Annotated in this window: 8 protein-coding genes; 6 read left to right on the top strand and 2 right to left on the bottom strand. The window is 59.2% G+C overall.

Annotated elements, in window-relative coordinates:
- The first annotated feature begins 309 nt into the window (after positions 1 to 309).
- The 3 genes from HGO40_RS10395 to HGO40_RS10385 all read left to right on the top strand — a co-directional run bounded on the left by HGO40_RS10395 (position 310) and on the right by HGO40_RS10385 (position 7,192).
- On the top strand, positions 310 to 1,341 hold the full coding sequence (locus HGO40_RS10395; RefSeq protein ID WP_250962909.1) for a histone deacetylase family protein: 1,032 nt from the start codon (positions 310 to 312) through the stop codon (positions 1,339 to 1,341).
- Positions 1,342 to 1,352: 11 nt separating this feature from the next.
- The gene (locus HGO40_RS10390; protein WP_250962908.1) at positions 1,353 to 2,453 is read left to right on the top strand and encodes a polyamine ABC transporter substrate-binding protein; all 1,101 of its coding nucleotides are present in this window, start codon (positions 1,353 to 1,355) and stop codon (positions 2,451 to 2,453) included.
- Between the two features lie 134 nt (positions 2,454 to 2,587).
- Positions 2,588 to 7,192 carry a dermonecrotic toxin domain-containing protein gene (locus HGO40_RS10385; RefSeq protein ID WP_250962907.1) on the top strand — a complete coding sequence of 1,535 codons (4,605 nt, stop codon included), beginning with the start codon at positions 2,588 to 2,590 and terminating at the stop codon, positions 7,190 to 7,192.
- 41 nt (positions 7,193 to 7,233) lie between these two features.
- Here HGO40_RS10385 and pdxR read toward each other — a convergent pair whose 3' ends face one another.
- Positions 7,234 to 8,778 (bottom strand): MocR-like pyridoxine biosynthesis transcription factor PdxR, encoded by a 1,545-nt coding sequence (gene pdxR / locus HGO40_RS10380; protein WP_250962906.1) that lies wholly within the window; start codon positions 8,776 to 8,778, stop codon positions 7,234 to 7,236.
- A gap of 97 nt (positions 8,779 to 8,875) precedes the next feature.
- Here pdxR and HGO40_RS10375 point away from each other — a divergent pair, with 97 nt between their 5' ends.
- From HGO40_RS10375 to HGO40_RS10365, 3 genes are read left to right on the top strand one after another with little or no spacing between them, the layout of a single operon-like run.
- Positions 8,876 to 9,517 (top strand): FMN-binding negative transcriptional regulator, encoded by a 642-nt coding sequence (locus tag HGO40_RS10375; protein ID WP_250962905.1) that lies wholly within the window; start codon positions 8,876 to 8,878, stop codon positions 9,515 to 9,517.
- A gap of 2 nt (positions 9,518 to 9,519) precedes the next feature.
- Positions 9,520 to 9,966, top strand: coding sequence for a GNAT family N-acetyltransferase (locus tag HGO40_RS10370; RefSeq protein WP_250962904.1), 447 nt, complete (start codon positions 9,520 to 9,522; stop codon positions 9,964 to 9,966).
- Positions 9,967 to 9,976: 10 nt separating this feature from the next.
- Positions 9,977 to 10,645: a GNAT family N-acetyltransferase gene (locus HGO40_RS10365; RefSeq protein WP_250962903.1), complete on the top strand. Its 669-nt coding sequence runs from the start codon at positions 9,977 to 9,979 to the stop codon at positions 10,643 to 10,645.
- A gap of 49 nt (positions 10,646 to 10,694) precedes the next feature.
- Here the strand turns inward: HGO40_RS10365 and HGO40_RS10360 are convergent, their stop codons facing one another.
- Entirely contained in the window at positions 10,695 to 12,593 is a 1,899-nt protein-coding gene (locus tag HGO40_RS10360) for an OTU domain-containing protein (protein WP_250962902.1), read from the bottom strand.
- Between the last annotated feature and the right edge of the window lie 166 nt (positions 12,594 to 12,759).

Here is a 12,759-nt window from a genome sequence, read left to right as displayed (position 1 = left end):
GCATTTCTCCGGAAAAACCGCATCAGCCGCTTTACGACGGCTGCGCCGCCGAGCGGGAGCAAGCTCCCTCGCCACGGGGATCGAGTGTATTTTGAGATCGGTGTGTAACGTGCCGCCGCCTTCGCGAGCAAGCTCGCTCCCACAGGGGACCTTGTGCCCCAACCCCGCGCACACCCGCGCTAACAAGGGGCGATTTACGGTCAAACTTATTGGCCATTTCGATCCCCTTTTGGCCTCTCCCGCCGTTCTCTGAAACGCTGCACTCCGCAAGACTGTAGTCCACGGACCAGCCTTGCGGAGAACAACAAAATGCTGACGATCTACTCAGACGATCACCACCTGCACCACGGCCGCTGCGAGTTGATGGACGGGCAGTTGATGCCTTGTTTCGAGATGCCGTCCCGGGCCGATCATGTGTTGGAGCGGGTCAAGACGCAGGGGCTGGGGCCGGTGGAGGCGCCGCAGGATTTTGGCCTGGGGCCGATCCAGCGTATCCACAGCACGGCGTACCTGGAATTTTTCAAAGGTGCCTGGGATCGCTGGGCCAAGTACAACCGCGACGGTGATTTGCTGCCCTTCACCTGGCCGGCGCGGACCTTTCGCACGGTCATCCCCACCAGCCTGCACGGCCAGTTGGGCTATTACAGTTTCGACGCCGGCGCGCCGATCACCGCCGGCACGTGGCAGGCGGCCTACAGCGCCGCGCAAGTGGCCCTCACCGCCCAGGCGGACATCCAGCGTGGTGCGCGCAGTGCCTTTGCCTTGTGCCGCCCGCCGGGGCACCACGCCGCTGGCGACTTGATGGGCGGTTATTGCTACCTCAACAACGCGGCCATCGCCGCCCAGGCCTTTCTCGACCAGGGCCACAAGAAGGTCGCGATCCTGGATGTGGATTACCACCACGGCAATGGCACCCAATCGATTTTCTATGAGCGCAGCGACGTGTTGTTCGCGTCGATCCACGGCCATCCGGAGGCGGAGTTTCCGTTTTTCCTGGGCTATGCGGACGAGCACGGTGAGGGCGACGGTGAGGGTTTCAATTTCAACTACCCTTTGCCAGCAGGCTCAGGCTGGGACACCTGGAGCGCGGCGCTGGAGCAGGCCTGCGGGCAGATCCGGGGTTACGACGCCGATGTCATCGTCGTGTCCCTGGGCGTGGACACGTTCAAGGACGACCCCATTTCGCAATTCAAGCTCGACAGCCCGGACTACCTGGCGATGGGCAAGCGCATCGCGGCGCTCGGCAAGCCGACGCTGTTCGTGATGGAAGGCGGCTATGCGGTGGCCGAAATCGGCATCAATGCCGTGAACGTTCTTGAAGGTTTCCAAAGCGCCCCATGAGGAACAACAGCATGAACAGACTCAAGCGTTTAATGGCCCCAGCCGTGTGCGCCGCGCTGCTTTGCGGCGCTGTCCAGGCCGAGGAGCGCACCTTGCGCGTCTACAACTGGTTCGACTACATCACGCCCAAGGCCTTGGAGGATTTCAAGGCGCAGAACAGCCAGGTCAAGTTGGTCTACGACATCTTCGACACCAACGAGGCCCTGGAGGCCAAGCTGCTGACGGGCAACTCCGGCTATGACGTGGTGGTGCCGTCCAACGTGTTCCTGGCCAAGCAGATCGAAGCCGGGGTGTTCCAGCCCCTGGACCGCAGCAAGCTGCCGAACTGGAACCACCTCGATCCCAAGCTGATGAAGCTGATCGAAGCCAACGACCCGGGCAACAAGTTCGCCGTGCCCTACATGTACGGCACCATCCTGATCGGCTTCAACCCGGACAAGGTCAAGGCCGCCCTGGGCGCCAACGCGCCAGTGGACAGTTGGGACCTGATCTTCAAGGAAGAGAACATCAGCAAGCTCAAGCAGTGCGGCGTGGCCTTGCTTGATTCGCCGTCGGAAATACTGCCCCTGGCCTTGCAGCACCTGGGCCTGGACCCCAACAGCAAGAAGCCGGCGGACTATGCCAAGGCCGAAGCGCTGCTGCTGAAGATCCGGCCTTACATCACGTACTTCCATTCATCCAAGTACATGGCGGATATCGCCAACGGTGACATCTGCGTGGCCGTCGGTTATTCCGGCAGTTTTTCCCAGGCGGCCAACCGCGCCAAGGAAGCCAAGAATGGCGTGACCGTGGACATGCGCCTGCCCAAGGAAGGCGCGCCGATCTGGTTCGACATGCTCGCCATCCCCAAAGGGGCGAAGAACCCGGGCGACGCCTACACCTTCATCAACTATTTGCTGCAACCCCAGGTGATCGCGCCGGTGAGTGATTTTGTCGGTTATCCGAACCCGAACAAGGACGCGACCGACCTGGTCGACCCGGCGATTCGCGGCAACCCCAACCTGTACCCGACTGAAGCGGCCATGGCCTCGCTGTACACGTTGCAACCGTTGCCGAGGGACGCCGAACGCGCACGCACGCGGGCCTGGACACGAATCAAATCCGGCCAGTGACCGCGTCGTATCGGCGCCAAGGTCATACGTCGACCTATACATAGTTACCACCTGCCCCAGTCCGTGCCTCCTTAGCATGAAAAAACCGAAGCGTTCGGCTTCGGTTTTTTTCATGTTCAAGGAGGGACACGCAAATGACACTCGACTCGACCGACACAGACCCCACGTCCGACACAGACCCGACCTCAGAGGCAAGCATCAAGGCAGCATTGCTCAACCAATTGCTTGCAGGCCCCTCCGACCATGAAGTGGCCGCCGTACTCCTGCGAGATGCGCTCAAAGAGCTTTACCCGTCATTGGACCTCGATCCCTACACAACCGTCCTCGCCGAACCGGCCTGGGACATTATCGGCGGCGAAATCGTAGCGCTGCCTACCCGTTATGAACCACTGAGCCACTTGCTGGCCGATCACATAGACCGGGGCCGTCCGACCTTATTGATTGAAGGCTTTCACTTCTTGACCCGACTGCCGATTACCGAGCCCGAAGTGCACTTGCCGGTACGCATCGAACAAATCGGAAGGTTGATCAATGAGCTGGCGCCCGCGATGTTGAAGGCCAGCCAGGAACAACAACTCGCTTATTGGAATATGCCATTTGGCAACTACGGTCCCCGCTGGCACGAATTGTCCGCCACATTTCGCAAGTTCTGGGACGTCCGGCAAATCGAGGGCTGGACGGCGAACGAATGCGCCATGGCCAGGCAGCTTTACCTATACCCCGACGCACAAGACCGCAAGGATCAATTCCAAAGCCACGCGTATCTGGTCGACGTCGATGCAATCGCCGTTGATCGGGTCGCTCGCTTGAACGAAAACTCGCTGATCGTATTGATCGGCCATGTCGACGACAAGGAAGTCATCCTTACGCACTCGCTGTACAACGGTTATGAGAAATTCGAATCACGAGATGCATTGGGCCAGTCCATTGCCGACCATCTGATTCTCTCTCACCCCACCACCGGGATACGGTGGCAGCTCTATGAGCCGCGCGGAAACATTTTTGACAGCAAGGCCTGTGGCCTTATTGGTTTGAAGATCCAGTTGCTCGGAAAGCCTGCAGCAGAGTCAGACCCATCCTCGCCTGAGTCCGAAATATCCCTCAGCGCCCTGAAGGTCGGACCTGACGAGGCTTGGTTCAAGCAACAAATACCCGATTGGCTACGCAACGCGTCAGTAGCCGACCAGACGTTGTTCGCTCAATACATGAAAAACCTGTCCGCGCTGGGCAGTTCACACGCCGGCAAAACCTACCTGGACGGTATCCCTTCCATCAAGGACTACGCGTCAAATGCCTTGAAAACCCAGATGCAATCTGACCATGGTGATGGTTCGACTCTGGACCCGGAAAAAATCGTAATCGAGATAACAAGCCCGGTCGTCTGGGGGACCTTTGTCGTTCCGTTCAAGTTCGACACGACCGAGTTCAACTTAGTCGATCTCGCACTGCAAAACCTGGTGGCGCTTCCACAGGGCAACAAGACCGTGAAGTCCTTGGACGGGACCGAGCTCCCCGAAGGGGTGACAGTGGACTACCTCGAGCGGCTTATTAGCCAAGTCGATATCGGTCGGGTTTATCCCGAGCTGATTAAACGCAAACTGCTCGACGATCCAGAGGAGTCGACCCGCCGAGAGGGCCTGTACAGCTCACAGCTACGCATACAACTGCCCCTACTTGCGTTGGAGTGCAAATTGAGGGGGCTAGGCGATATCGATGAGCGCGGCTGTCGTTATGTCTTCGCGCTGATGGAGCCGCTGGAAGCCGACCGCAAGGTTGACGGGCAAACTATCGTGCTGCGCAAACTGGCGTTCGTGCCAGAGTTGCAACTCGGTATTGCCGAGGACATCGTCGCCAATATGTTCGTGATCGGGCCACAGCCCCCCAGCGCCGGGCCCTGTCTGCTGTACCGCCCCTTGCTCGAACCTCAGCTGTGCCAGTTCCCCTCGTTCAGCAACTTGCTGTATGCCATCAAGCAGTCAGCCACCTTGCGCCAATCGGTGCTGGCGTGGCTGCCCGACGGAGTGCGGGAAACTTACAACCGACTGGTTTTTCCGGGCGCCCTGCCTTCGCCTTGGGCCGTCGCGGAGTTCGTGGCGAACCCAATAACATCAATAGCCGACGCGGGGCCCGTCACCCTCAGCGATGAATCCCTGGGAGCCGATTTCATGCCGCTGTTGTTCAAGGCCAACGCCAATGCCTTGGTCACACTCGCCGATAGACAGTCGGTTTCCAATAGCGAGAGCCGCTGGGAGTCTTTCAAACAGGCGGGTTGGCTGATTTTCAACCTGGCATTGCCCTATCTTGGCACCACGGCGAACACCGCGATCTGGCTCTGGCAAATACTGGAGGATTTGGAACGATTGGCCCAGGACGATGCAGAGCGCAAAGCCCAGCCCAAGTGGGAGATCGTCGTCGACTTGCTGCTGAACGTGGCGTTGGGCGTGGTCAACATCGCCATCGAACGTTCAAAAGCCGGCAGCCGCGGACGTCCGACAGAGGCGCCTGCCATTGTCCCGAAGCAAGATGTACCCGCGCCCGTACCCAAACTGAGCATCGAGAGACTCGCGCCAATCACCCGGGAAGAATGGCCACAGGAGCACTACGAGGTCATCCATACCTTCGGCGCCTTGATGGGTAAAACCAAAAATTACGCAGGGCTTCTCGATCACTTCAGCATCGATGTGCCCGATAACCTCGGACAACCCGAGAGCGAAGGCGCGCTCGAAGGCCTCTACCAGAAAGACGGGAAGTGGTACGCAAAGCTGGCGAGCCAGTGCTTCGAGATCAGCATCGAGGGTGAGCAGGTCAGCATCATCAAGGACACACGCTCCGGCCCCCCCTTGGTCCGGGATGAGCGTGGCCAGTGGCGGATCGACAGCCGCTTGCGATTAAGGGGCAGCGGATCCAAAGGCGTCCGGCAGCATGTTGTCGCCCAGGCACAACGGCGCAACATCGAATTGCTTGCTGAACTCAGGAAGTTTGAAGAAAGCAGAACGCATAACGAATGGCAGCTCAATGACGACGCCCACAACATGGAGCAGGCCTCGGTCGATACCCGGCAATTATTTAGTGACGTTTATAGGCAGACCCTGCAAACACAGCAGATAAACTATGAAAGCGCGCTGAGCGCTTTGATTGAATGGCCGGTCTTCCAGTCGAGGCCGGATGCTCCCCGCGTGAGCGCTGGTTATTTGAACGCGCAGATAAATTTCACGTTCGCGGACATGGACATATTACGAGAACGATTTCTTCCTGCCTTGGAGCAGGCGCAGGACATGATCAAACCTCGCTTCCAAGTGCGACAACAACGACACGTCGATGCAGCCAACGACATGATTCAGCTCGGTGACACCATGATCGAGCGCCTGGAGTATATGGAGACGCGCTTTTCCAGGCTCAAGAAACTGGGGCTCGGCGGCTTCGAGCTCGTGCGCGATTACCGTAGGAAACTGCCCTCCTACACCAGCGACGGTCTACGACTCCTTCAACTGGAAATGTATCGCCACCTGTGCCTACCCCTTGAAAGTATCGAAACGATGCCCGAAGGCTGGCTGGAAATTGACCAACTGGTCGACAATGCAATAGTGGCCTTTCAAACCTTGCGCGACGCGATCGATGAAACAACCAAGATCCGGCTGGACGAACAAATCGATGCACTCGGCAGCCTGACGGAACAGTTCACGGCTATCGAAGAGCACATCGACTACATGGGTAGCGAATACCAGGACAGTACCAACGCCCAGCAACTCAAGCGCTTGCGTGATCGAATAACCGATTCCAAGGAAAGAGCCTTGCGTCATTTGGCCAAGGCCCTTGATGAGCGAAGCGATCAACGACAATCCCTGACCCTTTATGAAGAACGCCCGCGCTCCAGGAGAATATTCATCAGAGGCCGCTTCTGGGGCGTCGTCAGCGGTGTAGCTCGCCTGTCCAGCGCCTACGAAGAAACGGGTTGGGTCGAGGTGACGAATCCGTTGTCCGGTGACTTGATCGCTTTATTCCACCGTAAGGAATCCGGTGAATGGATCCCCCATATTATGTCCAACGTATCCCCGGCGGTTCCAGCCCTGATAACCAGCGTTCAGAAAGGCAAAGCCCTGATCAAAGGACTCCCGGCCTTCAGAACACACATCCAAAATGACTTACACCAGCCAGGCCGTACCGCTTCCGGTATATCCCTCATTATGGGAGCCCATGCCAGCCGGATGGATACCGTCGCGGCTGCAATCAAAAAGGCACTGGACCGGGCCAAGAACGAAACACTGGAACAGCCGAAAGAAGCGCAGGGCTCGGCCGAATCCTTGCGATTGCAGCTCAAGAACGAAGCGACGGCCCTACGCGCAGAGGAATACGAGGCCGTACTGGGGCTCATCAAACGAAGCCCGCCCAACATGAGCGGCGTCACTTGGCTAAACGAACGAAACCTCATCCACGTCGTTAAACGAATCAACCGGAAACGCATCAACACGCCGGCAGGAAAGCGATACCTGGACCGATATGAAATCCGGGACAAATCAAGCAGCAAACCACTTTGGCTTGCGGACTTTCACTACTCCACCTTTTGGGGGTTCGATCTCAAGTTTCTTTCGGGGCACCTGAGAACGCCGGAACAGGTCAAGTCAGCCATCACAGACGTTCCCCTGGATGTATTGAACCAACGTCAACTGATTGATCATTACCGCAGCGAAATTGCCGTGGATCAGGCCATACAGGTGTTCTTTCCAAAGAAACGGCCATGAAGCCGAACCTGGCCTGCGATTGATGTCCCGGCCGCGGGCCGTCAGACATCCCAGGCTTTTGCCAGGCTCGCCAGCGCGGTGCCGATCGCCGCCGGCGGGACCGCCGCAAACCCCAGCACCAGCCCAGCGCGGACTTGCGCAGGCGTGGTAGGCAACCAATAGCCACTCAGGCCGTTGATCTCCACGCCTACGCCGCAGGCCTGGGCAATCAGTTCACGTTCACGCTCGACGCTGTCCACGGGGACCGTGACATGCAACCCAGCGACGACCGTGGGCATCGCACCGACACCCGCCACAGCCTTCGGCCAACCCGCCAGCAACGCATCCCGCCGAGCCAGGGCCGCTCGACGCATGCGCCGGATATGCCGCTGGAAATGCCCGGCGGCCATGAACTCGGCCATCACGGCCTGGGTGCTGACTTCGGAATGACGCACATCCACCGCGCGCCGTCGGGCGAAGGCGTCCACCAGGCCCGGCGGCAGCACAAGGTAACCCAGGCGCAGGGCCGGGAACGCCACCTTGCCGAAGGTGCCGACGTAAAGTACCCGCCCCTGGCGATCCAGCGCAGCCAAGGGCGCCAGCGGCGCGCCGCTGTAGCGGTATTCGCCGTCGTAATCATCCTCGACGATCCAGCCGTCGTTGCGTTCGGCCCAGGCCAGCAACTCCAGGCGCCGCGCAAGACTCATCACCACCCCGGTCGGGTATTGGTGGGATGGCGTGACATACACCAGCCGACAATGGCTCAACGTCGCGAGCGCTGCGCAATCCAACCCATCGCTGTCCACTGGCACGCCCCTGACGTCGCCTCCGGCCACCGCGAACGCATGCCCGGCAGCGCGATAGCCAGGGTTTTCCACCGCCACCACGTCATCCGGGTCCACCAGCAGCTGTGCACAAAGGCTGATGCCCTGCTGCGCGCCGCTGGTGATCACAATTTGCTCAGCCGTGCAGTGCAGCCCTCTGGAACTGCGCAGGTAAGCCGCGATCAGGCCTCGCAGCCGCGCATCGCCTTGGGAGTCTCCATAACATAGCTGCTGCAGATCGGGCTTGCGCCAGAAAGCCCCATTCAGCTTGGCCCAGACGTCGAAGGGGAACAGGTCAAAGGCCGGCACGCCCACCCGGAATGCCCGGGGAGGTCCCGCTGGAGGCTGGGCCAAATGATGTTTTTCGACACGGTGCAAAGCGTTGCTGTGGGTAACTTTACTGGATGGACCGACAGGTAAATCGAGCCATTCTGTGGATAACCCTGTGGGTAAGCCTGTTGAAAAGCCTGTGGATGGTTTTGTGGATAATTTTTTCAAGGGCAATGCCGTAGAGGACAGATTCGCCACATAAGTCCCGTCACCGACTCGCCCTTCGATGAAACCCTCAGCGTAGAGCTGGTCATACGCACGCACCACGCTGTTGCGCGAGATCGACAAGGCCGCCGCCAAGTCGCGGCTGGCAGGCAGGCGTGTGCCGCTTGTCAGGCGCCCATCGAGGACGCGAGCCCGCAATGCCTGATACAGCTGCCGACTGAGCCCATGGCGGCGATCCAGTTCGATTCCGGCGGGGTTGAACGACAGGGGCAGCGCGTTGGTATTCATCGCAGTCTCGAATGGACCTATCGAATTGGTCTGGAGTGGCTCTTACAACAGACCAATAGCCTGCCTAGGATGCTGGCATTCGCCAAGGAAAATCTCCATGTACAACCCAAAAGCCTTTGCCGTCCAGGATCTCCCCCAGCTACAGCAAATGATGAACGAGTGCCGCTTGGCCGTGCTGGTCACTCATGGTGAACACGGTTTGCAGGCGAGCCACTTGCCGCTGCTGTTGGATACGCGACAGGGCCTCCACGGAACCCTGCACGGGCATATGGCCCGGGCCAATCCGCAATGGCGCGACCTGGAAGCCGGTGCCGAGGCCCTGGTGATATTCGCCGGCGCCGACGCCTATGTCAGCCCGAGTCTGTACCCCAGCAAGGCCGAGCACGGCAAAGTGGTGCCGCCCTGGAATTACCTGGCGGTACACGCCTATGGCACTGCCGACGTTTTCAGCGAGGCGACTCGCCTGCGCGAGCTGGTCAGCACCCTCACCGATCGACACGAAACCGGCCGCGCCCAACCATGGAAACTCGATGACGCACCGGCCGAGTATGTGGACACGATGCTCAAGGCCATCGTCGGCTTTTCGCTGCCCATCCAACGCCTGGAAGGTAAACGCAAGCTCAGCCAGAACCGCAGCCCCGAAGATGTCGCCGGGGTGCGCAATGGCCTGGCCGCCAGCCTCGACCCCCAAGATCAGGCGCTCGCACGCCTGATCCCCGACGCATCCGCCAAGGAGTGAACATGAGCCACACCGAGATCCGCCTCGTCACCGCCGAAGATCACGCGGCCTGGCTGCCGCTATGGCAGGCCTACCTGCGGTTCTACAACACCGAACTGCCGGAGGCGGTGACCCAGAGCACTTGGCAGCGCCTGCTCGATGACCGCGAACCGACCCACGGCGCCCTCGCCTGGAACGGCGACACGGCGGTAGGCCTGGTGCATTTCATTTATCACCGCTCGAACTGGAGCATCGAGAATTCCTGTTACCTGCAAGATTTGCTGGTGACCGAGCAAAGTCGGGGCACCGGTGTCGGTCGGCAATTGATCGAATTCGTCTATGCCACCGCCAAGGCCGACGGTTGCTGCAAAGTCCACTGGCTGACCCACGAGACCAACGCGACGGCGATCCAACTCTACGAACGCATTGCCGAACGCCCAGGCTTCATTCAATTTCGCAAAGCCCTGTAAGGAGCACAGCATGTCGACCTCGCTGACCGGTTGGAAAGGTGTCTCGGCGCCCTTTACGCGCTTGCTCGAAGGGCGATTCATCCGCCTGGAAAAACTCGCCCCGGCGCGTCATGCCGAGGGTCTTTGGCAAGCCCTCGAGGGGCCCGGCGCCGACCCGAAACTCTGGGATTATTTGCCCTACGGTCCGTTCAAGGACCGAGGCGCCTTCAATGCCTGGCTGGACAACCACGCCTCCAACATCGACCCGTATTTCTTCAGCGTGATCGACCGGGCCAGCGGCGAGGTGCAAGGTATCCTGAGCCTGATGTCCATCGTTCCGGCCCACGGCCGCATCGAGATCGGCCACGTCACCTTCGGCGCGCCAATGCAGCGCTCGCCGAAAAGCACCGAGGCGGTTTATCTGCTGGCCAAGGAGTCGTTTGCCCTCGGCTACCGGCGCCTCGAATGGAAATGCAACAACGGCAACGCCCGTTCCAAATATGCCGCCGAGCGACTGGGCTTCACGTTTGAAGGCGTGTTCCGCCAGCACATGGTCGTCAAGGGCCAGAACCGCGACACGGCGTGGTATTCGATGCTCGATTCGGAATGGCCGGCTGTGGGCGCGGCATTTGAACGATGGCTGAGTGAAGAGAACCAGCGCGAGGGGGGGCAGGTCCGAAGTTTGTCAGCCTGCCGTTGAAATAGAAAAGATGGCTATCGCGGGGAGCCCCGCGATAGCCATCGCTCCATCAGCCTTTATGTTTTTTGTATTGCCATGCCCAGTCCGGTATTCGGTTATAACAACTCACGTATTCTGCGAACATCAAAAGGCTGTGTTCCGCTCGATTCGCAGTAAAGTCAAAGCGATACAGGTGATTCAGCACCTGCGCCGAGGTCGTGGGATCGGCAAAGACACGGTCAATCAACTGGTGTGCGCGCGCCACATCCTGCTGGAGAGCATTGATCAATGCCGAGGTGAAATTCGCTTCGGAGTTCAACGGGCGAACCTGCCCAAGCGCGTCGTAGATATTCAGGTCACTGTAGTAAGGGCAGATCAACTCTGTCCAAATACTCCTGGCCTCATCGCGGGTGAAGTTCTTGGTCAGATTAGCCAACAAGTTAGGGACGTCGAGCAAAATAATCGTTCTGGAGTTCGACGGAACGCCATCGGGGCCGCTTAGCAGCCTGGCGATGTCCGCCATACCGATATCTGTAGCACTTCCCGATTGTGGCTCCAGGAAACGAACAAAAGCTGCTAGCGATGCTGAGTGCATTTCGATGCTTCTCAGCGTCTTTTCTGTGAACCCGTGGATCCATCGGACATCGATATCGCCGGTGTTCAATAGCTCCTGCACACGGGTTTCGGCATACCTGGCAATAAATTCAAGCTTCGCCGAACTGAGCGCCGGATGACTTATCCACCTTGAAAATACAGAGACGGGCAATGCACCGCCAAGATTGGTTTCGATCACACGAGAGGCTAGAACCCGCTCAGCCCGGGCCACCAACCGACCCTTGTTGCGCAGGGCACCTCGAAGTAACCCAACGGTGCGTCCGGTCATTTTCTTATAGCGGAATAACTCAATCATTCCGCTGATCGGGCTTCCCAGGCCGGGATTTACGTTCAGTGTATTGGCAAGCTCGGCCAACTGATGTGGCCGCACCAGTTCCCTGCCATTAAGGAGCCCCCGCACATCCTCGGCCCCCGCCTCGCTGCTCGGAATATAGGCTGTCGGGCTCTTGGGATAAAATTTGTACCACTCATCGATACCGACGCCGTACTCAAGCAAGATATGAATCGAATCCCGGTTCAACTGAAAATAGCCATCCCTGGCCAGTAGATCGATCGTTCGCCCACTTTCGTTGCCGACCAGCGTCATATCCAGGAGCTCTTCGACAACGCTTCTCTGGGCGGGTGTGTAGGGCGTGAATGAGGTTGCCAATCCATACAAAGGCCGGACCGGCGCCAACTGCTCGATTTGTCTCCAGAGTTCCGACGAGGAACCGACGGCAGCCAAACCTGCACGCAGCGACAGGCGTACCCGCGGCGCTCGAAACAACCTATACGGGTTAGGCGCGCCAGCGAGCAGCCTCGTTACAACATCCAAGGTCTCCCTGCCCAGAAGATTTTCAAGCGTGGGCTCCGTTTTCACAAACACCTGCCCCGCCTTGGCGACCGCCTCCTCCCTCTGGCTATCCGGTGCCAGCATTTGACGGGGGGCGCCCTGAACTTCCAGGTGGCGAAACGATTCAAGGTTTTCGCGAATGTATCTTGCCGACGCCAGGCGCAACTCTGTCGGGGAGAAAACGACCGTCCCCTCAAGTTCGTCCAAGCCCTGGGTAACCGCTGAGAAGAAACAGTCACCGAGGCTTCGGATTGGAATGACACGACCTGCCTGGATCAAATCATAGTGGCTGTCGCTTGACCGTCTCACCACCACATCCGTGGCGTAATCCGGACTGCTCGACAAACGTTCAGGGCCTGCCTGGCGCGAGAATCGCAGGGTGGAAGGGAGCCTCCCGGGCCTGACATCCATAATGACCAAGCCCCGGTTTTGCGGCCAGTTCGGAATACGCGGCACGAGTTCCGGAACGATATCCATCAAGAGAAAATCCCATTGGCCGGGCTGTTCCAGCACAGCGATCATGTCCTCGAGCGTCTGGCCAGCAGTGCCCGAACTTGACGGGCCCGGCCGCGAGGACTGCCGCGTTGGGCGTCCCCCACCACCCCCCCCCGCGCGCCGCCCGCCCCCCCGGCCACAAAAGCGGTCAGCTACGCAGATGAGTCAACGGCAGTTCGGTGCTGTTAAGCAC

The sequence above is a fragment of the Pseudomonas sp. CG7 genome (assembly GCF_023701885.1).
In the GTDB taxonomy this organism is placed as follows: domain Bacteria; phylum Pseudomonadota; class Gammaproteobacteria; order Pseudomonadales; family Pseudomonadaceae; genus Aquipseudomonas; species Aquipseudomonas zanjanensis.
Note: the sequence above shows the minus strand (reverse complement) of the source record. Positions and strands in the feature narration are given on the sequence as shown.

Bases quoted from the DNA above. Each gene is read 5' to 3' on its own strand.
- HGO40_RS10395 (WP_250962909.1), top strand. From the start codon at position 310: ATGCTGACGATCTACTCAGACGATCACCACCTGCACCACGGCCGCTGC.
- HGO40_RS10390 (WP_250962908.1), top strand. From the start codon at position 1,353: ATGAACAGACTCAAGCGTTTAATGGCCCCAGCCGTGTGCGCCGCGCTG.
- HGO40_RS10385 (WP_250962907.1), top strand. From the start codon at position 2,588: ATGACACTCGACTCGACCGACACAGACCCCACGTCCGACACAGACCCG.
- pdxR (WP_250962906.1), bottom strand. From the start codon at position 8,778: ATGAATACCAACGCGCTGCCCCTGTCGTTCAACCCCGCCGGAATCGAA.
- HGO40_RS10375 (WP_250962905.1), top strand. From the start codon at position 8,876: ATGTACAACCCAAAAGCCTTTGCCGTCCAGGATCTCCCCCAGCTACAG.
- HGO40_RS10370 (WP_250962904.1), top strand. From the start codon at position 9,520: ATGAGCCACACCGAGATCCGCCTCGTCACCGCCGAAGATCACGCGGCC.
- HGO40_RS10365 (WP_250962903.1), top strand. From the start codon at position 9,977: ATGTCGACCTCGCTGACCGGTTGGAAAGGTGTCTCGGCGCCCTTTACG.
- HGO40_RS10360 (WP_250962902.1), bottom strand. From the start codon at position 12,593: ATGATCGCTGTGCTGGAACAGCCCGGCCAATGGGATTTTCTCTTGATG.